The sequence below is a fragment of the Pseudoalteromonas sp. S3431 genome, from assembly GCF_000690035.1.
GTDB lineage: Bacteria > Pseudomonadota > Gammaproteobacteria > Enterobacterales > Alteromonadaceae > Pseudoalteromonas > Pseudoalteromonas fuliginea.
In genome coordinates, this window is the sequence record NZ_JJNY01000030.1 from 24,533 (window position 1) to 48,855 (window position 24,323).

The window sequence follows — 24,323 nt, forward strand, 5'->3', positions numbered from 1 at the left end:
AAAAATATGAACGTTATTAAGACCAAAATAAAAGATTTAGTCATCATAGAGCCTAAAGTTTTCGGTGATGAAAGAGGTTTTTTTTATGAAATGTTTCAAGCAGAACGCTATAAAGCCGCTGGAATAAATGCAGATTTTGTGCAAGACAATCGCTCCCGCTCAACTCAAGGGGTATTAAGAGGCCTGCACTTTCAAAAAAACAAACCTCAAGGGAAATTAGTATCCGTTACCGAAGGTGAGGTGTTTGATATTGCCGTTGATTTACGTCCACACTCAGATACATTTGGTCAGCACGAAGCTGTTTTATTAACTGGTGAGAACAAACTACAATTTTACGTTCCACCTGGTTTTGCTCATGGCTTTTGTGTATTAAGTGAAACCGCTGACTTTCAGTATAAGTGTACCGACTATTACGATCCAAATGACGAAAGTGGCTTATTATGGAATGACCCTGAATTAGCAATACATTGGCCACTTAATAATCCACTATTGTCTGATAAAGATAAAATTCAGCCAACATTTAGCGAGATTAAAGACAAGCTAATAAATGGGTGGGATAAATAATGGCATTGTATACGGTATTTGGCGGGCGTGGTTTTATTGGTTCTGAAATAGTGAATCAGCTAAATGATCTAGGGCATACAGTTAACGTTCCCAAAAGAGGTGATAGTGCAATTTTTGAATCCGACTTAGGAATTGTAATTTACTGTTCTGGTGTTGGTGATTGTAAAAACACACCATTTTCTGTTTTGGAGGCCAATGTCAGTTTACTTGCGCAGATTTTACAACAAGCAAAGTTTGAGCGCTTACTTTACGTCTCCTCTACTCGCGTATACATGAACCAGGCACTATCAAGTGAACATGAAAACTTAACTGTTTGTGTAGATGATAATAGGCGACTATTCAATTTGACAAAGTTAGTAGCAGAAGAGCTATGCCTTAAAAGTGGTCGTAACGTTAGTATCGTAAGACCGAGTAATGTGTATGGCGTGGCGTTAAACAGTCCTCTTTTTTTACCTGCTATCACACGTAATGCTATTAATCATAGAAAAGTAGATATGTATATTCCTAAGGGGTATGCTAAAGATTATGTTTCAGTGGAAGACGTTGCTTTTTGTTGTATTACAATTGCCTCAAGTGAACAATGCGATAACCAAATAATTAACATTGCTGCGGGTTATAATATAACAGCACAACAAATTGCAGACATGCTACAAGAACATACACAATGTGAAATTGTATGGCATGAAATAGATTTTCCAAATGAGGTCTTTCCACCAACTGATATAGCATTAATAAGTCATATAATTCCAAACTACAGCCCTAAAAATGTATTAGCGGATTTACAAGAAATGATTGTTGAATTTACAAAAGTGTTAAGTATCAATTAATGAGTGGGTTTAATCGTTTATTGAAAAATTCTTTAGCTAATATAATCAATGGTTTTTCTAATGTAATATTAGGTATTGTTATATCCCCATTTTTGATAAATACACTAAGCTTTGAAGAGTTTTCAGTTTGGTCAATATGCCTACAGGCGGGTATTGCTGTGAGCATTTTTGGTGTGGCGGGGCAAATAACGATAGGCCGCTTTACCTCTCAGTTCAAGTTTAACAATGATGAGCTAGGGTTAAATCGAGTTATTAATAACTACTTTAATATCATTTTGTGTATTTTTGTATTTTTCTTGCTGTTGTTAACTGTCATTATAGTAAACTTTGAATCTATATTCGCCAACATCCCAAATGATATTGTTTTTGATTCAATAATCTCATTCATATTGGTTTTCAGTTCATTTATTCTCGGTATATTTTCTACAGTAGTCATTGGTTACTTCATAGGCATAGAAAAAAACTATGTCACGGCAAATATTAATCTTATATCCAGAGTGTTTATTGGTATAGCAGTAGTATTTTTAGCCGACTATGGCTTAATTGCCATTGCATCCAGTTACTTTGTGATTAATGTGCTTTCATATCTATTTATGTACAAACAGTTTCGTACTTTTCAAAAACATCATTTTTCATTTGGTTTGCAAGGTAAAATTGACGAACTTATTAAGTTCTTCGGTGGGCTAACTATTTGGAATTTTGCTCAGTTTCTTATATCAGGAATAGGTATTTTCGTTGTTTCTATTTATGACTTTGAAAATCTCCCCTATTTTGTATTAGCAATGACCATGGTGAATGCAATCGTTGGTCTATTAGGTGCGATTGTTAACCCGATTATTCAACCAATAGTAAAGTTGAATGGGGCAGATAATAAAAAGGGAGTTGATGAGCTTGTTATGTCATTGTCAATAATTTTTGCATTGGCAACATTTTTGGGTGTTAACATTTCTAATTATATTTCTTTGCAAATTCTTCAGCTTTGGGTTGGCGACAGTAATGGTGAACTTGCTAATAACTATTTCAACTATTTATTAGTCGCATTTTCGATTCGAATGGTTATTGCTCCTTATGGTATGAAGTTAGTTGCCAATGGCCATCAGCTTAAAATTGCACACTTCCCGGTTATTGAAGGTGTATTAAATTTAGTTTGTTCAATATGTTTTGTGAAAGAATTTGGAGCTATAGGTATCGCATATTCAACAATACTGTCTGCACTAGTCATTATGTTGGTGTATGCAATAAAATACTCAAAAGAAACTATTTTAGATAAAAGTGCTTTATTTATATTCTTGTCATTTCTGCTAATACCTTCAGTAGCTGTAATCTCAATTTTCTCCTTTGATTATGTAAGTGATGAATATCGCATCTATTTGCAATTAACACAGGTCTTTGTAAGTATTGCTGCTGGGTACTATATGAGTAAATATTTTGCGAAAGTTAAAGGTATTGTTAATGAAACTAAAGCAACTAATTAGAGATTCCTTAGTTGTGATAAAGTCTAATTATTATAAAAAGTTAAATAAAAGTTCTATTTTTGCGGACAAGACAATACTTTTTGAAAAAATAGATATATCCCACTCATCAATAGGGAAATACACTTACTTTGCTGGTAAGGGAACTGTGAGCAACGCAATAATTGGTAGTTATTGCTCTATTGCTGATGGCGTTAAAATTGGCATTGGATTACACCCGCTTGATTGGGTTTCTACACACCCATCAACCTTCTCTAGTAATACTATTTTTCCTTATAGGCATTTTTCAAGATCAAAACCATTTCTCGAATCAGAAACCGTCACTATAGGTAACGATGTATGGATTGGATTAAATGCAATCATTTTGGATGGTGTTGTTGTAGGTAATGGTGCTGTTATTGCTGCCGGTTCTATCGTTACTAAGAATGTTGATGACTACGCTATAGTCGCCGGAGTCCCTGCAAAGATAATTAAGTATCGAACTCAACCTGAGGTAACTAATATTCCGTGGTGGGAATTCGATGATATTAGCTTAAATGAATATTTATCCAAGGTTGATAATTCACATGTATGAGTTTATCTATAAAGTAAATCGTCGTATTTACCTATTATTATGGAATATTTTATTTAAGCGAGATTTCAAGTCATTTGGTAAAAAAACGACTATCTACAAGCCTAGAAATATTCAAGGTGCGAAGTATATTGATTTAGGTTGTAGAACATCATTTATGCCTGATGCTTGGCTATTAGCGCTTAAAATTGATGATAATGATCCACAGCTTGTTATCTCAAATGATTGTTACATTGGCCATTATGTTCATATTGTTGCTGTTAGGAAGGTGATAATTGAAGATTCAGTGTTAGTTGCTGATAAAGTTTATATTTCAGATAATTTACACAACTACGAATCGATTTCAGTACCGATAATTCACCAACCTGTAAAATACCATCGTAATGTTCTTATTAAATCAGGGGCTTGGATCGGTGAAAATGTATGTATTATTGGTGCTTGTATCGGTAAAAATTCAGTAGTCGCAGCAAACTCAGTTGTCACAAAAGATGTGCCTGATTTCTGTATCGTAGCAGGGGCTCCTGCAAAAATTATCAAACGTTATTGTCATGAAAGTAAATCTTGGAAAAAAGTTAGCTATGAATCAATATAAAAGATTGGGTTTAGTCACTGTTTTGTTTAATGCACCAGATGTCTTAGATGATTTTTTCACTAGTTTATCTTGTCAAAGTTATGAACAGTACCAAGTGTATATTGTTGATAATAGTACAGTCCCTGAACCTTTGGCAAAGGCTCGTGAGTTAGCCGAGCATTATCAAATCTCAGTAACATTTATTGATAATAAAGGCGACAATGTAGGAGTTGCTGCGGGAAACAATCAGGGAGTAAATGCCGCCTTAAATGATGGTTGTGACCTGATATTATTTATTAACAATGATTTAATCTTCGATGATAAAAATGTACTTTCGAGTTTAGTAAACAGTATGGATTCCGATATGCTTGATATGTGTAGTCCAGTTATTCTAAATTATCCTGCAAAAAAAATATGGTACGCTGGCGGGTATATCGACACTATTAAAGCTGTAGCCCCGCATTATAATATAGATGGCGAGTATATTCCGAACAGTATTCAACGGGCTGCATTTGATTATGCTCCAACTTGTTTTTTAATAGTGACAGCATCTTTACTTGGGAAAGTTGGCTGTATGGATGAAAAATATTTTGCCTATTATGATGACACAGACTTTTTATTTCGTTGTAACCAAGCTGGATATAAGGTTGAGCTATTACCTAATGTAGTTATTCATCATAAAGTAGGTAGTTCAACTGGAGGTGGTTTATCTTATTTTGGTGCCTATCACCTTTCACGCAATCGAATTTACTTTATCCGTAAAAATATTAAAGGTATAAAAAAATATATTAGTTTAGCCTATACAGTCTTAACCCGAAGTATTAGGTTGATGTCAGCCCCCTCTGAAATAAAAAAGGCGATTAAAAAAGGGATGGCGGATGGTTTTAAAATGTAAGAATAGTAATTTAGAAGCATTGTTAATGTTTTTTATATTTTCAATGGTGCTATTTTTTCCTTCATTGACAATGATATTACTCGGACAATCATCTTTTACGCCTGGTATTGTTGCCGCTTCTTTGTGCATTATATTTATTCTGGGTATTTATTTTTATTTAAATAGAACGCTAGAATTCGAACGAAGTACTATTTTTGTATTGTTAATGATCTTTTTTTGTTGTTTTTCTATCACATTACATCTGTTTATTGTAAACCAACAACTACCAATGTTGGTTGAAATTGATACTAATCGGTTTATCTTCAGCTTTGCTTGCTTATTTATTGTGGCGCTGTCAGCATTTTTGGCTGCTTTATATTTAAAATATAACTCCCAGAACAGTCACTTTTATGGTGCTGTTAAAGTTAGCTTTATAATTTTGTTAATAAATGGATTGATTAGTCTTACAAAAATAGATTTTTTAGCTACAGGATTAGCAAAGCCAACATTTTTGTTTTTAGAACCCTCGCATTTTGCATTAGTTCTTACTCCATTTTTAATTTATTTCTGTTTAACACTTTCTCGATATAAAGCTTTGTTGCTGCTACTCGTTGTAGGTGGATGGGCTGGATATATTCAAAATTTAACTCTCCTTATAGGGGTAATGTTAGCTTTTACTATTTCGACACGACACAATCTGATATTTGCAATCTCGTTATTCATTCTGTTTTTAGCTGCTTTAATTGCCATATTTGGTATTGATAGTTTGAGTTATTTTACTGACCGGCTTGTGCTTTCTGGTGATAACGATAATTTGTCTGTATTGGTTTTATTTCAGGGTTGGCAAAATGCAATTGAAACATTAACTACTCAGTCATATCTTGGTGGAGGCTTTCAGCAATTTGGCGTTACAACCGTTTCGGGGTCTGTATCGGACAAACTTTATTCATTGCTTGGTTTTAACATTAACCAGTTTGATGGAGGGGCAACTGCACCTAAACTTGTTGGGGAGTTTGGTGTATTTGGTATAGCATTCTTATGTTGTTATTTAGTGTTTTATTTAAGAATATTCTTAAGGCTGAGAAAGAAAAAATCGTTTGATAAAATGGATATATTTTTTTATGCCATTTTTTTAGCTAGTTTTCTTGAGTTTTTTATTCGTGGCGTAGGCTACTTTAGTCCTTTGATGTATATTTTTTTGATAAGTATATTTTATTTCACTGTTCAAAAATCAAAAATTAAGTTGGAAAAAAATGAAAGTAATTGTTGATGGCATAATCGAAAACTTACAAGATAATGGAGGTTGTACGGTTTATTTCGCTCAAATACTGACTTTGTTGCAAAAAAATAAAATCAATCTTAACTATATTAAATTTAAAGATAAAGAAGGTAATATCCCGTTATTTGGTGAAAATACTAAAGTGAGTTGTCATATTCCTAAATGGCAGGAACGATGGCGAGATGTAGTACTTAAGGATGTTACTAGTGATACGGTTTTTCACTCTACTCACTATCGTTTAGCCAAACAAAAAGTGAAAACAGTGACCACGGTACACGATTTTACTTATGAGCTTTATAGAAAAGGTCCTGCTAAATGGATGCACTCTTGGCAAAAATTCAGGGCTATACGTAATAGTGATTTAGTTATTTGTGTGTCACAAAACACCGCCGATGATCTAATGAAATTTTGCCCTATTGACCCCAAAAAAATTAGAGTAGTTTACAATGGGGTTTCTCCTGATTACCATCGTCTAAGTAGTGTAGAAAAAACTAATGAAGTAGTGTTTATTGGTGCTCGTGGGTGGTATAAAAATTTTACCTTAGCCGTAGAAACCTTAAAACACCAACCTGAATTAATGCTATCTATTGTTGGTGGGGGAAAGTTATCGGACGAGGAAGTTCAGTTGCTCGAATCAAAAATTCCAGGACGCTATAAATGGCTTGGTCGTTTAACCGATGAAGAGCTTAATCAAGTATACAATCGCGCTCATTGCCTCTTTTATCCATCTAGTTATGAAGGTTTTGGCATTCCAGTTATCGAAGCTATGCGTTCAGGTTGTCCTGTTATTGCAGTCAATGTTTCTTCTATCCCTGAAGTTGCAGGCTCTGCCGCTATACTAACTAAGCAAGCCGACCTAGCGAGTTTTAACCAAGCATTTTGTACATTGAACAATGAACATACACGCAAGGATATTATTCTCCGAGGGCTTGAGCAGGCTAATCGTTTTTCGTGGGAGAAATGCTATCAAGACACTCTTGCTGTTTATAACGAACTTAATACACTACCTTTGTAAAGGAGCAGGTTTTGGTTGATTTAATTAAACACTATGGTGTTTTTGGTGTTTTGTCATTAATTTATGAGAAAGTATTAACTTATTTTTTATTTAAGCAAGCAAAAATAATTCGGCGTCCATTTGAGTGCCGTGGTAAACAAAATATTATTGTTGGTAAAGAATTTACGACTGGTCGCTATTGTCGCTTTGAAGCACATGGGAAGCATGGTGAAATTAACATTACTATTGGTGATAATTGCCAAGTTAATGACTCGGTACATATAGCCGCTCTAAAAAGTGTGATAATTAGCAACAACGTTTTAATAGCTAGTCGAGTGTTTATTACTGATCTTAATCATGGTGGTTACAGTGGTAACTTACACTCAGATCCTTTAGTCATATGCAAAGATAGACCACTAACGAGTACACCAGTAGTGATAGAGCAAAATGTATGGTTAGGAGAAGGTGTTGTTGTTTTGCCTGGTGTTACTATTGGAGAAAATGCAATAATTGGCGCTAATGCAGTGGTATCTAAAAACATTCCAGCTTTTTCAATTGCAGTAGGTAACCCTGCAAAAGTTATTAAAACTTATAACTTTGAACAAAAAAAATGGTTAGCAATTCATGAATAAAAATAGTCATGTAGTATTAATTTGCCCTGATTTTTTTGATTATAAAGCATTAATAGAAAACCAACTTGAAAAACGTTTTGCTAAGGTTCATTCTTTTTCGGACAGGCCGTTATGCTCTTCTATTGAAAAAGCATTAATTAAATATAACGTAGCTAACTATAACGATTATATTTCACGTCGCTATAGTCAACAATTACTCGACCAATTAACTTCTTTAATACATGATATTACTACTATCTTTATTATTAAAGGTACTTCTATTTCTCCATTTTTTATACAGAGTATAAAGAGTTTGAATCCTAATATTCGTGTCATAGTGTATTGTTGGGATTCTATTGCTAACTCGAAAGGCTTTGTTAAATTGGCTGAATTAGCAGATAAAGCTATGTCATTCGATTTTGCTGATTGCCAGCAATATAGGTTAGATTACGTACCGTTATTTTATTCGGATGATAATACGCAAGCACCTTCATGTGAAAAATCTAGCTATACTTATCAGTTTAGTTTCATCGGTAGCCACCATGGTGATAGAGCAAAGTTACTATACAATCTGTTAAAAAATGAAAAAAACGCTCTAACTACATCCTTTATTAAAATTTACTTTCAGAGCAAAATACAATTTATTGTATTTTATTTGCTTGACCCTTACATAAGGAAGTGCCCTAAAGAGTGGTTTACATTTGATATTATTACTAGAGATAAGATGAGTGATGTTTTTTCTAATAGTTGTTTTATTATAGACATACATCATAAAGGACAATCAGGTCTAACAATGAGGACTTGGGAGACTCTAAGCTTAAATTATAATTTATTAACTACTAACCCTTATATATTATTACATCAACCTATTACAGCCGTTGATATTCTAGATAGAACCCATTGTAATTTGTGGAGTACAAATAAAAAAAGCGCGTTTGTTAAGCAGTTATCGAATGGCAATATTTCCACAGTACCTCTTACCTTGTCCCTTTGGTTGGACGAACTTTTTAAATAATATAGGCAGCATTATGACTATTACACCTATTATAATGGCGGGTGGCTCAGGCACGCGCTTATGGCCGCTTTCTCGTGGCAATTACCCAAAACAGTTTTTATCGCTAAGCGGCGAACATACGATGCTGCAAGATACATTAAGTCGATTGAATGGTCTTGTGCATAGTCCAGCTATGCTAATTTGTAACGAAGAGCATCGTTTTATTGCCGCAGAGCAAGTACGTCAATTAGGTGTAAAGCATAGCGGTATATTTTTAGAGCCAGTAGGGCGTAATACAGCCCCTGCAATAGCACTCGCTGCCTTTAAAGCAATTGAAAAAGGCGAAGACCCATTACTGCTTGTACTTGCTGCCGATCATATAATAGATGATATCGTTTCGTTCCATCAAAGCGTTAACAAAGCCTCAGAGCTTGCAAAGCAAGGTAAGTTAGTCACATTTGGTATTGTTGGCAATAAACCAGAAACAGGTTACGGCTATATAAAACGTGGCGAAGAGTTTAGTACAGGTTTTGTAGTAGACAGCTTTGTTGAAAAACCAGATTTAGAAACTGCAAAACACTATATTGCCAGTGGTGATTATTACTGGAATAGCGGTATGTTCTTATTTAAAGCGAGCCGTTATCTAGCCGAGTTAAAAGCGTTTCGTCCTGATATTTATAATGCTTGTAAAAAAGCAATTGAAATACAGTCTAACGACCTAGATTTTATTCGTGTAGATAGAGCTGCATTTGAAGCTTGCCCTGATGAATCAGTAGATTACGCCGTAATGGAACACACCCAAGATGCGGTTGTTGTGCCTATGGATGCAGGTTGGAGTGATGTAGGTGGTTTTGCTGCGTTGTGGGAAGTATCAACTAAAGACGAAAATGGCAATGCATTTACTGGTGATGTGAAAGCCGTTGATACTAAAAATACCCTTGTGTTTGGCGAAGACAAACTTGTTGCCACCGTAGGTGTTGAAAACTTAGTCATAGTAAACACCAAAGATGCCGTACTTGTAGCGCACAAAGGCCAATCACAACATGTAAAATCGATCGTACAGCAATTAAAAGCTGAAAATCGTTCAGAAGCAACCATGCATCGTGAAGTATATCGTCCTTGGGGTAAGTATGATTCGGTTGATAATGGTGAGCGTTTTCAAGTTAAACGTATAACGGTAAAGCCTGGCGCTAAGCTAAGTGTACAAATGCATCATCATCGCGCAGAGCATTGGATTGTTGTATCAGGCACCGCTAAAGTACAAATCGACGACACAGAGCAATTTGTAACAGAAAATGAGTCGGTTTATATTCCCATTACAGCGGTGCATGCACTCGAAAACCCAGGGAAAGTTGATTTAGAGCTTATTGAAGTTCAATCAGGCTCGTATCTAGGTGAAGATGATATAGTGCGCTTTGAAGATCGTTACGGGCGAGTAAAAGGATAAATTATGGATACAAAAATCATAATTGAGCAAAGTGATATTGCTTTTGGCACAAGTGGCGCACGTGGGCTGGTTACTAACTTTACTCCAGATGTATGTGCAGCTTTTTCAATCGCATTTATTAAATCGATTGAAACAAAATTTAGCTTTAATACAGTCGCGCTAGCAATTGATAACCGTCCAAGCAGCTACGCCATAGCACAAGCTTGTGCTGAAGGATTAAAACAACTTAATGTAAACGTAATATATTACGGCGTAATACCTACACCAGCCTTAGCATATAAAGCAATGCTGGATGATATGCCATGCATAATGGTAACAGGCAGCCATATACCATTTGACAGAAATGGCCTAAAGTTTTATCGCCCTGATGGTGAAATTACTAAAATAGATGAACAAAGTATTTTAAGTGCATCGGTAGAATTTATTACGCTGAGTCAAGACTTAGCAGAGCTATGTGAAAGTCAGGCAGCAAGAAGTGCTTACATACAGCGTTACAGCGAATTATTTAATAGCGACGCATTGGCAGGTAAAAAAATAGGTATATATGAGCATTCAAGTGCGGGGCGCGATATTTATAAACCATTGTTTGAAAGCCTCGGTGCCAATGTAATTAGTTTAGAGCGAAGTGATGTTTTTGTACCTATTGATACAGAAGCTGTGTCGGATGAGGATAGAGAAAAAGCGCTCAACTGGTCAAAAGAGCACAGCTTTGATGCAATATTTTCTACCGATGGAGATGGAGACCGTCCATTATTAGCTGATGAAAAAGGTCACTGGCTAAGTGGTGATACTCTAGGGTTGCTTACAAGCCAACTATTAAATATAGAAGCACTGGCAGTACCCGTAAGCTGTAATACTGCGATAGAAAAATCAAATAGTTTTAAACAGGTTACGCGCACAAAAATAGGCTCGCCTTATGTAATAGCAGAGTTTAATGAATTAAAAGCACATTTTACTCGTATTGCTGGTTTTGAAGCAAATGGTGGTTACCTACTTGGTTCTGATATTGAGGTTAATGGTAAAAGATTAACGGCATTGCCAACGCGAGATGCATTACTACCAGCGTTGTTAGTTTTGGCTCAAAACAAATGTATATCAAATCAGCTATTAGCATTACCAAATCGATTTGTTGCAAGTGATAGGTTACAAAACTTCCCTACCGATAAAAGTCGTGAGCTGATTAGTGTGTTAACACAAAATGTTGAAGTACTGACTTCTGGATTAGGATTGCAAGTACACTCAGCAATTGATACAACCGATGGTTTAAGAGTAACGTTAATTAATGATGAAATAGTGCACCTTAGACCTTCAGGTAATGCCCCCGAACTTCGTTGTTACGCAGAAGCATCGTCATTAACGGTAGCAAAAAAATTAGTTGTAGCTGCATTGAAATTTTCTAATGAGTATTATATTTAAACCAATATAGTATATAGGGCTGCAAATATATGCAGCCTTGTTTTCACTGAAAATCTCTGGTTAGAAATAAATGAATTTAAATACTTTTAACTCAGTGTTTTAGCAAATTTATTAACCAGAGTTCAGGTGAATTAGTGTGAAAGTAGCCTGTTGAGATAGAGTTTTTACAAAAGCTTAGCTTGCCTACACATAAACCCCCAAACTTAACTCTCTGTGTTATTTGCGCAGTTTGACCCAACCAAGTACAATCTGCCCCCACCAAATTAAATCTTTACTATAGAAAGTTAGCACTTTGTTTTATGTAACCCTGATTAATAAGAAATAATAATAATCGGCTTTTATAATCAATAGGTTAAAGTGTCTTTAAGTTGTTCACTAAAGTACTGGTTAAAGCTTGTGGCGCTAAAAAAGCTATTTTATTTTAAAATTATGTATACCAGCTCATTTAACAGTACCAGTAAATATATTAGTTAAAAGGTAAACGCAGCACTGAGATTGTAGGTTTAAAATAAATCAGTACGCAAACTCTTAACTACAGATAGAAAGATTAACCGAAAGTGAAAACCTAAGAATAATATACTAGTGAGGTTTTTTGCGGGTATGCTTTTCACATTTATTTAACTGGTTGCGTGTTTACTGAACAGTCGTATCTTGCGCCGCTACTATAGCCATGCTTTAATTAGCCAGTTAAAAATACAAGTGCTCACCAAGGTCGGTGAGTAAGTGAAATATTAAAAAATTGGGATTCTACAATGGCGTTAAGCTGTAAATCACTCGCATCAATACTCGCAATACTAAGCATGACCGGCTGTACAATAGTACCTGGCAGCCACTTTGAAGGTATAGACTCAGGCGAGCAAACACAAAACCTTGAACAAGATCTCGAAAAAGTAAACATTCAAATAATTGACTCGCTACTAATAAATAAACAAAATCAAGCGCGTATAGCAGCTAAACCACTTTCGAGTACCGCGGGTTTAAATGTAAATAACTACGAATATAAACTAGGTGTTGGTGACGTACTAACCATTGGTGTATGGGATCATCCTGAGCTAACAATACCAGCTGCTGTACAGCGAACGGCCGAATTTGACGGTTTCCGTGTACAAAAAAATGGCACAATAACCTACGCATACGCTCCCAATATTCCTGCCGCAGGTAAAACGGTTGGTGAGGTTCGTAATGAGCTGGTAAAACGTTTAAGCCGCGTAATAGAAGATCCTCAAGTAGACGTAAAAGTAGTTGGCTTTAAAAGCCAAAAAGCGTATGTGACTGGTGAAGTAAAACAGCCCGGTGTATACCCAGTAACCGAAATTCCACTTACCTTAATAGATGCTCTAAGCCAAGCCGGTGGCTTAACAGAAGAAGCAGATTGGCGAACAGTAACGTTTACCCGTGGCAATACAACAGAAGTTATTAAACTTGATGATTTTTATGCCCATGGTGACATTTCGCAAAACAGATTATTACAAAACGGCGATATAGTGCATGTGAGTCGTAACGACGCACAAAAAGTGTTTGTATTAGGTGATGTAAAAAGAGCCGGTTCAGTAACCCTTAATCGTTATGGCTTAAACTTGGCCGAAGCGCTAAGCGATTCGGGCGGTTTGAACGAAAATACAGCCGATGCTAATGGTGTATTTGTACTGCGTAAAAGTAATGTTGAGCAAACCGGTATTATTGCTAATGTTTACCAGTTGCATGCAAAAAATATAGCCGCAATGGTATTGGCTGAGCAATTTGAACTACAACCGCACGATATAGTTTATGTAACATCAGCGCCACTTGCGCGTTGGAACCGTGTAATTAGTTTATTATTACCATCGGTAGCGACTGTTGATAATTTAAACGACATTAACAACTAAGGATTTATTAAGATGTTTGATTCTGTTTTAGTTGTGTGTGCCGGCAATATTTGCCGTAGCCCAACAGGTGAGTATGTATTAAAAGCAAAACTCGAAGGTAAAAATATTAAAGTATCATCAGCGGGTTTAACAGCGCTTGAAGGCAAACCCGCAGATGCAAAAGCCAAACAAATAGCACTCGCTCATGGTGTTAATATGGATGCTCACCAAGGGCAGCAGCTTACATCAAGCTTAGTAGCGCAAAACAGCGTAATACTAGTGATGGAAGAGCGCCATTTAAACGACGTACATGCGCGCTACCCCGAGGCGCGCGGTAAAACATTTTTACTAGGAAAATGGATTAATAACGCCGAAATACCCGACCCATACCGCCAAAGCCAAGAGGCTTTTGAGCACGTTTATACATTAATCGACAGCGCGTGTAGCGCTTGGCAAAAGTATTTATAAGGAATGGCTAATTTAATGAATGCTCAGCCGAATAACAGCGCTAATAGCGCGAATAATAAAAGCACTAATAACACAGCACAGCCATCGCAAGAAATTGATTTAATGGCATTGTTAGGTACATTGCTCGACCGAAAATACTTTATTGTGGGAATTACCGCACTATTTATGTTTATAGGTGTTGTATATGCCGTGTTAAGCACGCCAGTGTACCAAGCAACAGCCATGATACAAGTTGAAGATGGCGGTGGCTCAGTCCCGGGCTTTGACGACATGGCTGGCATGTTTGAAAGTACATCGGCTGCGGTAACAGAGATTGAGCTATTAAAGTCGCGCAGTATTATAGGTGAAGCGGTAGATACATTAAAACTTGATGTAACAGCAGAGCCTAAGTTATTCCCGTTTATAGGTAGCCGCGCTTACCGTAAATATACCCCAATGGAAGAGGGCGATTTAGCCCAGCCAAGTTTTGGCGCTAACAGCTACGCCTGGGGCGGAGAGAGCATAAACGTATTTAGGTTTGATGTACCACGTACCGCTATAGAGCAAGAATTTACGCTTATAGTGCAAAATAACAACGGTGTTGTGCTAATAAATGATAATGGCGAACAAATATTAAGTGGCAAAGTAGGTGAAGAACTCACTAATGGTAAATTTAACTTAACCATACGCAGTTTAAATGCACGCCCAAGTACGGAGTTTATAATTACCCGTAAAGATCGCCTGAATACTATTTTAGACCTTCAAGCAGAAATAGGTGCAAGTGAAAAAGGCAAAGACTCAGGCATTATTAACTTAAGCTTACAAAGTACTAAACCAAGCTATGCCGAAAAAGTGCTAGATAAAGTGGCAGCTATTTATGTACGCCGTAATGTTGAGCGTAGCAGCGCAGAGGCGCAAAAGTCACTCGAATTTTTAGAAGTGCAATTGCCAGAGATAAAAAAACAACTTGAGTTTGCCGAGCAACGCTTTAACGACTACCAAATAAAACGCCAATCAATAAATATAACGCTTGAAACGCAAGGCGTGCTTGAGCAAGTTGTAAAGCTTGAAACTAAACTACAAGAGCTTAACTTAAAACGCTTAGAGCTAGGGCGCAAATTTAAAAAGGACCATCCCGCATATCAAAGTATTATTGAGCAAGTAGCGGCTGTAAATAAGCAAAAAGACGAGCTAATCGGTGAGGTAGGTAACCTACCCGAAACTCAACAAGAGCTACTGCGCTTAAAGCGTGATGTTGAAGTAAGTAACCAAATTTACACACTATTACTTAGTAAAACACAGGAACTTGATATAGTACGTGCAGGCACTGTGGGTAATGTACGAGTAATTGACTACGCCGAGGTAAATACCAGTAAACCCGTAAAACCTAAAAAAGCATTAATTGTTGTAATGGCAACTATGCTAGGTGGCATGTTGGCTATAGCTATTGTACTTATACAAAAAGCCATACATAAAGGGGTAGAAGACCCTGCTGAAATAGAAGCCTTGGGTATACCTGTTTACGCAAGTGTACCGCACTCAGATTACCAAGATAAACTAAGCGGCTTTACCGCAAAGGTACGCAAAAACAAAGTAAATAAACCTAAGTCGATACTTGCACTTGATAACCCCGCCGATTTAGCTATTGAGGCACTACGCAGTCTGCGTACTAGCTTACACTTTGCGATGATGGAATCTAAAAATAATATTATTGCAATTTCGGGCCCAAGCCCAAGCGTAGGTAAATCGTTTGTATCAGTAAATTTAGCGGCTGTACTGGCTCAAAGTGGCAAAAAGGTATTGGTTATAGATGCCGATATGCGTAAAGGCTACTTACAAACCCAGTTTGGCTTAAAGTGGGATAATGGCCTAAGTGACTACCTATCGGGCCGTTTAAACCTAGAGCAAGTTACTAAACCGACCAAGGTTGATGGCTTAAGTGTAATTACGCGCGGACAAGTACCACCTAATCCTTCTGAGCTATTAATGCATAGTAACTTTAGCAAACTAGTTGCAGAAGTTAGTGCCGCTTACGACATAGTAATTATAGATACACCGCCAATACTTGCAGTAACCGATCCTGCCATTGTAAGTGCCCATACCGGTACAACCTTGCTTGTAGCGCGTTTTGGTCAAAACCATTTGCGTGAAATAGAACTAACGCGTAATCGCTTTGAACAAAATGGCATAGACGTGAAAGGCTTGGTGTTTAACGGCGTAGTTAAAAAAGCGAGTAACGCCTATGGGTATTATGGCTACTACAACTACGAATACAAAAGTGATAAATAATTTTTAACTCTTTATTATTAAAATATAAAGGGCCTATTGGGCACTTTTTATAAAAAGTATAAAAACAAGGTATTACAATAAGATAGTCAAAATTGACTGTCCCAATTTAGAAAAAAGTGTCTCAGTGGGTCAAATGATCACTGAGATACTAAGTTGAAAAGATGCATTTTCCAATCCTTGCATTATTCCATTATTATAGTCTTATTCGTTATTTCTACCTTCTTAAATATGCGGATTTCGATATAAAGTTTGACCTTTTGGTTGTATCAAAATCAGCAATAGGCTGATTAAATAGAATAAGTAAACTGAATTTATGCTTTCACTAAACGACTTTAAAAAAATAGTAGAGTTAACGCCTCTAATTTCGATAGATTTAATCGTTAGAAATCGCGATGGTAATATCCTGTTAGGTGAGAGATTGAATAAACCTGCACAAGGCTTTTGGTTTGTCCCAGGGGGTCGAGTGTTAAAAGGTGAAGCACTTGAAGTAGCTTTTGCTCGATTAATTAAAGCGGAACTTAACTCTGCTCTGATTAGCTCTAGCTTTAAAGGTGTATACCAACATTTATACGATGATAACGTATCAGGTGAAAGTTTTGGAACACATTATATAGTACTAGCTTATGAAATATTATTGGACTGCGACTTGAGCTCATTACCTACTGAACAACATTCGAATTATAAATGGTTTGAAGAGGATAAACTGTTGCAGGATAAAAATGTGCACCTTCACTCTAAATGGTACTTTCAAGAAGAGAAAGAAGCCGATAAAGCATTTTGCTAGACCTAATCAAGTTTAATTAATTTTTATATGGAATATTTATGATCACACCAGTAATTATGGCTGGCGGTTCGGGTACACGCTTATGGCCACTTTCACGTAGCAACTACCCAAAACAGTTTTTAAAGTTAAGCGGCCAGCATACAATGCTGCAAAATACCTTAAATCGCTTAAATGGTTTAAACCATAGCCCAGCAATGTTGATCTGTAATGAAGAGCATCGTTTTATTGCAGCAGAACAGCTTCGCCAGTTAGGTGCTGAGCATTCTGGTATATTTCTAGAGCCAGTAGGTCGCAACACGGCACCTGCAATCGCACTTGCCGCATTCAAGGCCATTGAGATGGGCGAAGACCCACTACTTTTAGTGCTAGCAGCTGATCATGTAATAGAAGATATCGCCTCATTTCAGCACAGCGTTAATCAAGCGGCAGAACTTGCCTTGCAAGATAAATTAGTTACATTTGGAATTATTGGTAACAAACCTGAAACAGGGTACGGTTATATCAAGCGCGGTGAGCGATATCAAACGGGCTTTGTTGTAAATAGCTTTGTCGAAAAACCAGATGTAGCTACAGCAGAAAGATATATCACAAGTGGAGATTATTACTGGAACAGCGGTATGTTTTTATTTAAAGCAAGTCGCTACCTAAATGAGCTTAAAACGTTTCGTCCGGATATTTATGAAGCGTGCGAAAAAGCGATAAAAATTCAAAGTAATGATTTAGATTTTATACGAGTGGATAAAACAGAGTTTGAAGCATGCCCAGATGAATCGATTGATTATGCGGTAATGGAACACACAAAAGATGCAGTTGTAGTTCCTATGGATGCAGGCTGGAGTGATGTAGGCGGTTTTGCTGCACTTTGGGAAGTGTCTGCGCGAGACGAAAACGGTAACGCATTCAAAGGCGATGTAAAAGCAGTCGATACAAAAAATACACTTGTATTTGGTGAAGACAAACTTGTTGCCACCGTAGGTGTTGAAAACTTAGTCATAGTAAACACCAAAGATGCCGTACTTGTAGCACACAAAGATCAATCACAACATGTAAAATCGATCGTACAGCAATTAAAAGCTGAAAATCGTTCAGAAGCAACCATGCATCGTGAAGTATACCGCCCTTGGGGTAAATATGATTCAGTCGACAGTGGTGAGCGCTTTCAGGTTAAACGTATAACAGTAAAACCAGGGGCTAAACTTTCAGTACAGATGCACCACCACCGTGCAGAACATTGGATAGTTGTATCAGGTACAGCTAAAGTACAAATTGACGACACAGAGCAGTTTGTGACAGAAAATGAGTCAGTTTATATTCCTATTACCGCAGTACATGCCCTTGAAAACCCAGGGAAAGTTGATTTGGAATTGATTGAAGTACAGTCAGGTTCTTACCTTGGTGAAGACGATATCGTACGTTTTGAAGATCGCTATGGCAGAGTGGAAGGGTAAATTATGAATACTAATATCGTAATTGAACAAAGTGGTATTGCTTTTGGTACAAGTGGAGCGCGTGGGTTAGTTGCGGACTTTACTCCTGACGTTTGCGCAGCTTTTTCAATCGCGTTTATAAAGTCAATTGATATGGAATTTGGTTTTGATACTGTTGCTATCGCTATTGACAATCGTCCAAGCAGTTACGCAATGGCACAAGCGTGTGCAGAAGGTTTGAAACAACTTGATTTAAATGTTGTCTACTACGGAGTCATACCTACGCCAGCACTCGCTCATCAAGCAATGAAGGATAATATTCCATCTATAATGGTTACAGGAAGTCATATACCCTTTGACCGAAACGGCTTAAAGTTTTACCGACCTGATGGGGAAATAAGCAAAACCGATGAGCAAGCTATTCTAGGTGCCACGATAGAATTTACAGGGTTAAATGAAAACCTAAAAGATCTAAATAAAAGTGATGCAGCCAAAAAAGCCTACATACAACGCTACAGCGAGCTCTTTAGACACGATGTACTTGCTGGAAAAAAAATAGGCATTTATGAGCACTCAAGCGCGGGTCGTGATATTTATAAAGTGCTATTTGAAAGTTTAGGAGCTGAAGTTAAAAGCTTAGAACGAAGTGATATATTCGTACCAATAGATACTGAGGCAGTTTCTGCAGAAGACCGAAAAAAAGCATTGGATTGGTCAAAAAAATATAACTTTGACGCAATATTCTCAACTGATGGTGATGGGGACCGCCCGCTTCTAGCTGATGAGAATGGTAATTGGTTAAGTGGTGATACGCTCGGGTTACTCACAAGTCAGTTACTTAATATCGAAGCGTTGGCTGTACCAGTTAGCTGTAATACAGCAATTGAGAAGTCCGAAAGTTTTAAGTATGTAACGCGAACAAAAATAGGTTCGCCATATGTAATCGCAGAGTTCTCTAAATTGAGAGAAAGTTTTACCCGTGTTGCGGGTTTTGAAGCGAACGGTGGTTATTTACTGGGTTCAAATATAGAAGTTAATGGTAAATTACTAACTGCACTGCCAACGCGAGATGCTTTATTGCCAGTATTAACATTGCTAGCTCAACCAGATAGCATAGCGACTATCCAGTTAAAATTACCAAAGCGCTTTACGGCGAGTGATCGAATCAAAAATTTCTCAACCAATAAAAGCAATAAAATTATAATTGAAGCGACGGAAGAACCAGAAAAACTATTAGCAGCAATAGGCTTTAAGGATTTTACAATTGAAAATGTGAATACTATTGATGGTCTAAGAATAACATTCCTCGATGGTCAAATTATTCACCTCCGTCCATCAGGGAACGCACCTGAATTACGCTGTTATGCTGAAGCCGATACATACTTAAAAGCGACTCAATTGGTTTCAAATAGTTTAGAAAAAGTTCAGCATTTATAATTTAATATAAGCATATAAAGTGACTAGATTTTAAAATTTAGCCGTCGATAAAGGAATTAAGTAATGAAAGAGAATAAAGTAGCTTTAATAACCGGTGTAACAGGGCAAGATGGTTCATACCTAGCCGAGCTATTGTTAGAAAAAGGCTATGAAGTTCATGGTATAAAACGCAGAGCATCATCGTTGAATACTGAACGTGTAGATCATATTTATCAAGATAGCCATGAAAAAAATCAAAAGTTCTTCCTACATTACGGTGATTTGACTGACTCATCAAACCTAACGCGTATAATAAAAGATGTGCAGCCTGATGAAGTTTACAACTTAGGTGCACAATCTCATGTAGCCGTTTCATTTGAATGCCCGGAATATACCGCTGATGTTGATGCTATGGGGACTTTACGTTTATTAGAAGCAATTCGCTTTTTAGGCCTAGAGAGAAAGACAAAGTTTTATCAAGCTTCAACATCTGAACTGTATGGTGAAGTACAAGAGATACCGCAAAAAGAAACAACGCCGTTTCACCCTCGCTCACCTTATGCAGTAGCTAAAATGTATGCCTATTGGATAGTGGTAAATTATCGTGAATCTTATGGTATGTATGCTTGTAATGGTATTTTGTTTAATCACGAATCACCTCGTCGCGGTGAAACCTTCGTAACACGTAAAATCACTCGCGCTATTGCTAATATTTCACAAGGTTTAGAGAAATGCTTATATTTGGGTAACATGGATGCCTTACGTGATTGGGGTCATGCCAAAGACTATGTCCGTATGCAATGGATGATGTTACAGCAAGAAACGGCAGACGATTTTGTAATTGCAACAGGTAAGCAAATTTCTGTTCGCGAATTTGTAAAGCTATCAGCTAAAGAAGCAGGTATAGAACTTCAGTTTTCAGGCGAAGGTCTTGAAGAAATAGCGACTATAACCGCTATCACTGGTGATAATGCTCCAGCTTTAAGCGTAGGTGATGTTATTGTTAAAGTTGATCCTCGCTATTTCCGCCCTGCAGAAGTTGAAACTTTATTAGGTGACCCTACTAAAGCAAAAGAAAAATTGGGTTGGGTACCACAAATCACAGTTGAAAAGATGTGTGCGGAAATGGTTGAAAATGATTTAAATAAAGCTAAACAACATGCGATCTTAAAAGCACATGGTCATAACGTAGCTATTTCTATAGAAAATCAAGGTTAACAATATGTCAGGCTTAAATTGTAAAATATTTGTCGCGGGTCATCGCGGCATGGTTGGATCGGCAATTGTTCGTCAGCTAGAAGCAAATGGTCATACAAATATCATAACGCGTACGCGATCTGAATTAGATTTAACTAATCAGCAAGCAGTTGTTGACTTTTTCCAAAATGAAAAAATTGAACAAGTTTATTTAGCTGCAGCGAAGGTTGGCGGTATTGTTGCCAATAATACTTACCCAGCCGATTTTATTTATGAAAATTTAATGATTCAATGTAATATTATTCACAGTGCACATTTAGCTAATATTCAGCAATTACTATTTTTAGGCTCATCATGTATTTATCCTAAATTGGCAGAGCAACCAATGCAGGAAACTGCATTACTTACAGGCACATTAGAAGAAACCAACGAACCCTATGCTATTGCTAAAATAGCCGGTATTAAGTTGTGTGAGAGTTATAATCGACAATATGGTAGAGATTACCGCAGTGTAATGCCAACTAACTTATATGGTGCGAATGATAATTTCCACCCTGAAAATAGCCATGTTATTCCCGCATTATTACGCCGCTTTCATGAAGCAAAATTAAACGGGGACACAGAAGTCGTCGCATGGGGTAGTGGTAAACCTATGCGTGAGTTTTTATACGTTGACGACATGGCGGATGCATCAATTCATATAATAAACCTAGCTAAAACAACATATGATGAAAATACTGAACCTATGTTGAGCCACATTAATGTGGGGACAGGAGTTGATTGTACTATCCGCGAATTAGTTGAGACCGTTGCTAAAGTGGTTGGTTTTGAAGGTCAAATAAAGTTCGATACTAGTAAGCCTGACGGTGCACCTCGTAAATTGATGAATGTGGAACGGATAAACTCTTTAGGCTGGTACTCTAAGGTTTCATTGGAAGATGGACTCAAGACAACATATGACTGGTTCTTGAAACAAAGAAATAATTACCGCAACTAGGTTGCTAGGTTAAAGATAGGAAACTACTTTGACGCTTTTAGCGTTCATTGGATTCAAGTAGTGTGTCGACAGTTAATTTAGTTGAATAATTAATAGAGTGAAATTTAAATGAAAGATAATGTTGCGGTCTTAATATCAACATATGATGGCGCGAATGACTTATGGGAACCATTGGAAGAGGCTTATAAATGCTATTGGAATGACTGTGACTTCCCAATTTTTTTGACTAGTAATCATAGAAGCTTTGAGAGTGATTTATTTAGACCGCTACAAATTGGTAAAGAGAAATCTTGGTCGGATAATATTTTAAAATCTTTGGATAAGATAAATGCTAAATATGTTTTATTGACATTCGATGACTTGTTTTTAAATAAAAAAGTTGATAATAGTTTTATTATGCGTCAATGCCAATGGGCATTAGATAATAATGTTGACTATTTGCAGTTCACCAAGTCAGTTGGGGCAAAGCAAGAGTTTACGAGAGAAATATTAAAAAAGAATCTATCTACTGAATACCGGAATGCGACTGTGTTTTCATTATGGAATGTAGAAGTACTAAGGTCACTTTTAGTTGACTCTGAAAATGCATGGGAATTTGAAACGAAAGGGAATAACAGGTGCCGAGATTTGCCTCATTTTTATTCTACCAAAAAAGCAGGGTTTTCTTATTTAAATGGTGTTGTAAAAGGTAAGTGGAACCCAGTAGTTAAAAATAAATTAGTTAAGGCTGGCTACAATATTTCACCGCAAAGAAAGTCGTTTAGTATGCTACAGCTAATAAAGTATGAAGTTATTAAAGCTGCTTATACTTTTAAGAGAGGTTGTGTTAAATGAATACTATGAAAAAATCGGCTGTTGTGGTTATTGCGAAAGAATGTGATGAAAGGTTGATTAGTTTTTTATGTGAGGAGTTTAAAGGTTATAGTACCTACTTAGTAACTCCTGATTCAGAAAATATTAATTTAGATAAGATAAATATACTCGATGATCAAAGTTTCTTTGATTTTGAGAGTTTTTCAGAAAAATTAAAAAATACTAACCTCCGTGTTGGCTGGTATTACCAACAATTTCTTAAATTACATGTTTGCCTTAATCTAGGATATGAAAATGTTTATATAATAGATGGTGATAGCGTTGTAAAGAGAGATACATTCAAAACTGACTCTATAAGCACAACAGGTAAGCTTGCTGAAAATAAATACACTGATTTTAATAAATTAATATTAAGTCTCGATTCTTTCGAAGAACCTTCATATGTGACCAATGAGATGGTTTTTAATAGAAATATATTAGAAAAACTTATTTATGAAATTGAGGCAAAGTTTAATAAATTTTGGGTTGATGCCATTTTAGATATATTAAAAGCAAATGAAAATGTACAGTTTAGTGAGTACCAACTTTACGGCAGTTTTGCAGTGAATAGATTTTCCTACCCGGTCCATCAAATTAAAGTGTTCCGCAGAATGGATTGTATTAACGACTCTATAGTTAACGGACTAAAAAAATTTGATTTGCTAGCTTTTGAAAGTCATCATAAAACAGGTTTCTTACGGCATCTACGCGCAAAAACTTTATATTTATTCGGGAAGCAATTAGGGTGATCGCGTTATTGTTTTTACTTCTTTCTTTTCTTTTTTGTATTGAAGCCTCAACATCTATTTCAAGAAAATCAGGCTATGCGATTAATAATGCTGCATCAGGGTTAATACTTCAGAGCTCTTTAGGCTTATTGTCAAGAGCATTAATTTTCATGTTTATGCCATTAATCGGTGCATTATCAGACACGGGAAGCATTTACTCTAATAGTTATTCGGTTACCTTAAGCTTTTTACTTTTACCCTCTATGTTGTTTCTATTATTCATCTTTAGGGTTGAAGTAGAAAAAATATTTTTAACTCTACTTAAGCGGGTTGAGGTACATGGATCATACTTTAAAAAAGTTAAGTTTGTTAATAATATACCTAGGACGGATTCAAGATTAAGAACCGCCAAGAAGTTCAAAGGTTTATATATAGTCGTTTTTTTATCCTACATTCCTTACTACTTGGCATGGCCATTTATAATTATACTCTTGAATACTTACCCTGAAAATAGAGGTTTTATCCTAGGCTTATCATCTGTTTTTAATGGGGTTAATACCTTGGTATTAACCTTATTCGTTGATCCAAAACTTGCTAAGTTAGGCATGTATAGAAACCTAATATTAAGTGTTTATAATGAGCTTCTACTTGTTCGATTATTTTCTTCATTAGCAGCTTTTTTATTATTTTTAGCTGTTAGCATTTTCATTTAAGGTTGGTTA

General features: G+C 36.4%; 23 protein-coding genes. All 23 read left to right on the forward strand.

Features of this window, described 5'->3' with window-relative positions:
* The first annotated feature begins 6 nt into the window (after positions 1-6).
* Entirely contained in the window at positions 7-564 is a 558-nt protein-coding gene (gene rfbC, locus DO88_RS11775; protein ID WP_033038715.1) for a dTDP-4-dehydrorhamnose 3,5-epimerase, read from the forward strand.
* Positions 564-1,391: an NAD-dependent epimerase/dehydratase family protein gene (locus DO88_RS11770; protein ID WP_033038717.1), complete on the forward strand. Its 828-nt coding sequence runs from the start codon at positions 564-566 to the stop codon at positions 1,389-1,391. The genes rfbC and DO88_RS11770 overlap by 1 nt, the downstream gene beginning before the upstream one ends.
* Positions 1,391-2,866 carry a lipopolysaccharide biosynthesis protein gene (locus tag DO88_RS18560; protein WP_050482432.1) on the forward strand — a complete coding sequence of 492 codons (1,476 nt, stop codon included), beginning with the start codon at positions 1,391-1,393 and terminating at the stop codon, positions 2,864-2,866. The genes DO88_RS11770 and DO88_RS18560 overlap by 1 nt, the downstream gene beginning before the upstream one ends.
* Before the next feature lie 145 nt (positions 2,867-3,011).
* The gene (locus tag DO88_RS11765; RefSeq protein WP_232224792.1) at positions 3,012-3,437 is read left to right on the forward strand and encodes a CatB-related O-acetyltransferase; all 426 of its coding nucleotides are present in this window, start codon (positions 3,012-3,014) and stop codon (positions 3,435-3,437) included.
* Positions 3,430-4,026 carry an acyltransferase gene (locus DO88_RS11760; RefSeq protein ID WP_033038722.1) on the forward strand — a complete coding sequence of 199 codons (597 nt, stop codon included), beginning with the start codon at positions 3,430-3,432 and terminating at the stop codon, positions 4,024-4,026. The genes DO88_RS11765 and DO88_RS11760 overlap by 8 nt, the downstream gene beginning before the upstream one ends.
* The gene (locus DO88_RS11755) at positions 3,983-4,900 is read left to right on the forward strand and encodes a glycosyltransferase family 2 protein (RefSeq protein WP_198022404.1); all 918 of its coding nucleotides are present in this window, start codon (positions 3,983-3,985) and stop codon (positions 4,898-4,900) included. Before DO88_RS11760 ends, DO88_RS11755 begins: the two co-directional genes overlap by 44 nt.
* Complete coding sequence (locus tag DO88_RS11750; protein WP_033038726.1) at positions 4,884-6,149, forward strand: hypothetical protein; 1,266 nt, start codon at positions 4,884-4,886, stop codon at positions 6,147-6,149. The genes DO88_RS11755 and DO88_RS11750 overlap by 17 nt, the downstream gene beginning before the upstream one ends.
* Entirely contained in the window at positions 6,133-7,173 is a 1,041-nt protein-coding gene (locus DO88_RS11745; RefSeq protein WP_033038728.1) for a glycosyltransferase family 4 protein, read from the forward strand. Before DO88_RS11750 ends, DO88_RS11745 begins: the two co-directional genes overlap by 17 nt.
* An 11-nt stretch (positions 7,174-7,184) precedes the next feature.
* Positions 7,185-7,784 (forward strand): DapH/DapD/GlmU-related protein, encoded by a 600-nt coding sequence (locus tag DO88_RS11740; protein ID WP_033038731.1) that lies wholly within the window; start codon positions 7,185-7,187, stop codon positions 7,782-7,784.
* A complete protein-coding gene (locus DO88_RS11735; protein ID WP_033038733.1) occupies positions 7,777-8,778 on the forward strand; it encodes a hypothetical protein in 1,002 nt (333 codons plus the stop codon). Before DO88_RS11740 ends, DO88_RS11735 begins: the two co-directional genes overlap by 8 nt.
* A 13-nt stretch (positions 8,779-8,791) precedes the next feature.
* Positions 8,792-10,204, forward strand: coding sequence for a mannose-1-phosphate guanylyltransferase/mannose-6-phosphate isomerase (locus DO88_RS11730; protein ID WP_033038735.1), 1,413 nt, complete (start codon positions 8,792-8,794; stop codon positions 10,202-10,204).
* A gap of 3 nt (positions 10,205-10,207) precedes the next feature.
* Positions 10,208-11,620, forward strand: coding sequence for a phosphomannomutase (locus DO88_RS11725; protein ID WP_033038737.1), 1,413 nt, complete (start codon positions 10,208-10,210; stop codon positions 11,618-11,620).
* 752 nt (positions 11,621-12,372) lie between these two features.
* Complete coding sequence (locus DO88_RS11720) at positions 12,373-13,485, forward strand: polysaccharide export protein (RefSeq protein WP_033038739.1); 1,113 nt, start codon at positions 12,373-12,375, stop codon at positions 13,483-13,485.
* 12 nt (positions 13,486-13,497) lie between these two features.
* A complete protein-coding gene (locus tag DO88_RS11715) occupies positions 13,498-13,932 on the forward strand; it encodes a low molecular weight protein-tyrosine-phosphatase (protein WP_033038741.1) in 435 nt (144 codons plus the stop codon).
* Between the two features lie 15 nt (positions 13,933-13,947).
* The gene (locus DO88_RS11710; RefSeq protein ID WP_033038786.1) at positions 13,948-16,200 is read left to right on the forward strand and encodes a polysaccharide biosynthesis tyrosine autokinase; all 2,253 of its coding nucleotides are present in this window, start codon (positions 13,948-13,950) and stop codon (positions 16,198-16,200) included.
* A gap of 313 nt (positions 16,201-16,513) precedes the next feature.
* A complete protein-coding gene (locus DO88_RS11705) occupies positions 16,514-16,984 on the forward strand; it encodes a GDP-mannose mannosyl hydrolase (RefSeq protein WP_033038743.1) in 471 nt (156 codons plus the stop codon).
* 38 nt (positions 16,985-17,022) lie between these two features.
* Positions 17,023-18,432 carry a mannose-1-phosphate guanylyltransferase/mannose-6-phosphate isomerase gene (locus DO88_RS11700; protein WP_033038746.1) on the forward strand — a complete coding sequence of 470 codons (1,410 nt, stop codon included), beginning with the start codon at positions 17,023-17,025 and terminating at the stop codon, positions 18,430-18,432.
* A gap of 3 nt (positions 18,433-18,435) precedes the next feature.
* Positions 18,436-19,848, forward strand: a complete 1,413-nt coding sequence (locus tag DO88_RS11695) for a phosphomannomutase (protein ID WP_033038748.1) — start codon at positions 18,436-18,438, stop codon at positions 19,846-19,848.
* Between the two features lie 63 nt (positions 19,849-19,911).
* Positions 19,912-21,045 carry a GDP-mannose 4,6-dehydratase gene (gene gmd / locus DO88_RS11690; protein WP_033038750.1) on the forward strand — a complete coding sequence of 378 codons (1,134 nt, stop codon included), beginning with the start codon at positions 19,912-19,914 and terminating at the stop codon, positions 21,043-21,045.
* A 4-nt stretch (positions 21,046-21,049) separates the two neighbouring features.
* Complete coding sequence (fcl, locus tag DO88_RS11685; protein WP_033038751.1) at positions 21,050-22,021, forward strand: GDP-L-fucose synthase; 972 nt, start codon at positions 21,050-21,052, stop codon at positions 22,019-22,021.
* Between the two features lie 108 nt (positions 22,022-22,129).
* Entirely contained in the window at positions 22,130-22,855 is a 726-nt protein-coding gene (locus DO88_RS11680; RefSeq protein ID WP_033038754.1) for a hypothetical protein, read from the forward strand.
* Positions 22,852-23,622 carry a DUF6492 family protein gene (locus DO88_RS11675; RefSeq protein WP_033038756.1) on the forward strand — a complete coding sequence of 257 codons (771 nt, stop codon included), beginning with the start codon at positions 22,852-22,854 and terminating at the stop codon, positions 23,620-23,622. Before DO88_RS11680 ends, DO88_RS11675 begins: the two co-directional genes overlap by 4 nt.
* The gene (locus DO88_RS11670) at positions 23,619-24,314 is read left to right on the forward strand and encodes a hypothetical protein (RefSeq protein WP_157600360.1); all 696 of its coding nucleotides are present in this window, start codon (positions 23,619-23,621) and stop codon (positions 24,312-24,314) included. The genes DO88_RS11675 and DO88_RS11670 overlap by 4 nt, the downstream gene beginning before the upstream one ends.
* Positions 24,315-24,323: the final 9 nt, after the last annotated feature.

Excerpts from the sequence above, each read along its gene's own strand:
- DO88_RS11695 (WP_033038748.1), top strand. The coding sequence starts at position 18,436 with ATGAATACTAATATCGTAATTGAACAAAGTGGTATTGCTTTTGGTACA.
- rfbC (WP_033038715.1), top strand. The coding sequence starts at position 7 with ATGAACGTTATTAAGACCAAAATAAAAGATTTAGTCATCATAGAGCCT.
- DO88_RS11760 (WP_033038722.1), top strand. The coding sequence starts at position 3,430 with ATGTATGAGTTTATCTATAAAGTAAATCGTCGTATTTACCTATTATTA.
- DO88_RS11725 (WP_033038737.1), top strand. The coding sequence starts at position 10,208 with ATGGATACAAAAATCATAATTGAGCAAAGTGATATTGCTTTTGGCACA.
- DO88_RS11675 (WP_033038756.1), top strand. The coding sequence starts at position 22,852 with ATGAATACTATGAAAAAATCGGCTGTTGTGGTTATTGCGAAAGAATGT.
- DO88_RS11680 (WP_033038754.1), top strand. The coding sequence starts at position 22,130 with ATGAAAGATAATGTTGCGGTCTTAATATCAACATATGATGGCGCGAAT.
- DO88_RS11700 (WP_033038746.1), top strand. The coding sequence starts at position 17,023 with ATGATCACACCAGTAATTATGGCTGGCGGTTCGGGTACACGCTTATGG.
- fcl (WP_033038751.1), top strand. The coding sequence starts at position 21,050 with ATGTCAGGCTTAAATTGTAAAATATTTGTCGCGGGTCATCGCGGCATG.
- gmd (WP_033038750.1), top strand. The coding sequence starts at position 19,912 with ATGAAAGAGAATAAAGTAGCTTTAATAACCGGTGTAACAGGGCAAGAT.
- DO88_RS11770 (WP_033038717.1), top strand. The coding sequence starts at position 564 with ATGGCATTGTATACGGTATTTGGCGGGCGTGGTTTTATTGGTTCTGAA.
- DO88_RS11710 (WP_033038786.1), top strand. The coding sequence starts at position 13,948 with ATGAATGCTCAGCCGAATAACAGCGCTAATAGCGCGAATAATAAAAGC.
- DO88_RS11750 (WP_033038726.1), top strand. The coding sequence starts at position 4,884 with ATGGTTTTAAAATGTAAGAATAGTAATTTAGAAGCATTGTTAATGTTT.
- DO88_RS11715 (WP_033038741.1), top strand. The coding sequence starts at position 13,498 with ATGTTTGATTCTGTTTTAGTTGTGTGTGCCGGCAATATTTGCCGTAGC.
- DO88_RS11720 (WP_033038739.1), top strand. The coding sequence starts at position 12,373 with ATGGCGTTAAGCTGTAAATCACTCGCATCAATACTCGCAATACTAAGC.
- DO88_RS11745 (WP_033038728.1), top strand. The coding sequence starts at position 6,133 with ATGAAAGTAATTGTTGATGGCATAATCGAAAACTTACAAGATAATGGA.
- DO88_RS11735 (WP_033038733.1), top strand. The coding sequence starts at position 7,777 with ATGAATAAAAATAGTCATGTAGTATTAATTTGCCCTGATTTTTTTGAT.
- DO88_RS11730 (WP_033038735.1), top strand. The coding sequence starts at position 8,792 with ATGACTATTACACCTATTATAATGGCGGGTGGCTCAGGCACGCGCTTA.
- DO88_RS18560 (WP_050482432.1), top strand. The coding sequence starts at position 1,391 with ATGAGTGGGTTTAATCGTTTATTGAAAAATTCTTTAGCTAATATAATC.
- DO88_RS11705 (WP_033038743.1), top strand. The coding sequence starts at position 16,514 with ATGCTTTCACTAAACGACTTTAAAAAAATAGTAGAGTTAACGCCTCTA.
- DO88_RS11755 (WP_198022404.1), top strand. The coding sequence starts at position 3,983 with ATGAAAGTAAATCTTGGAAAAAAGTTAGCTATGAATCAATATAAAAGA.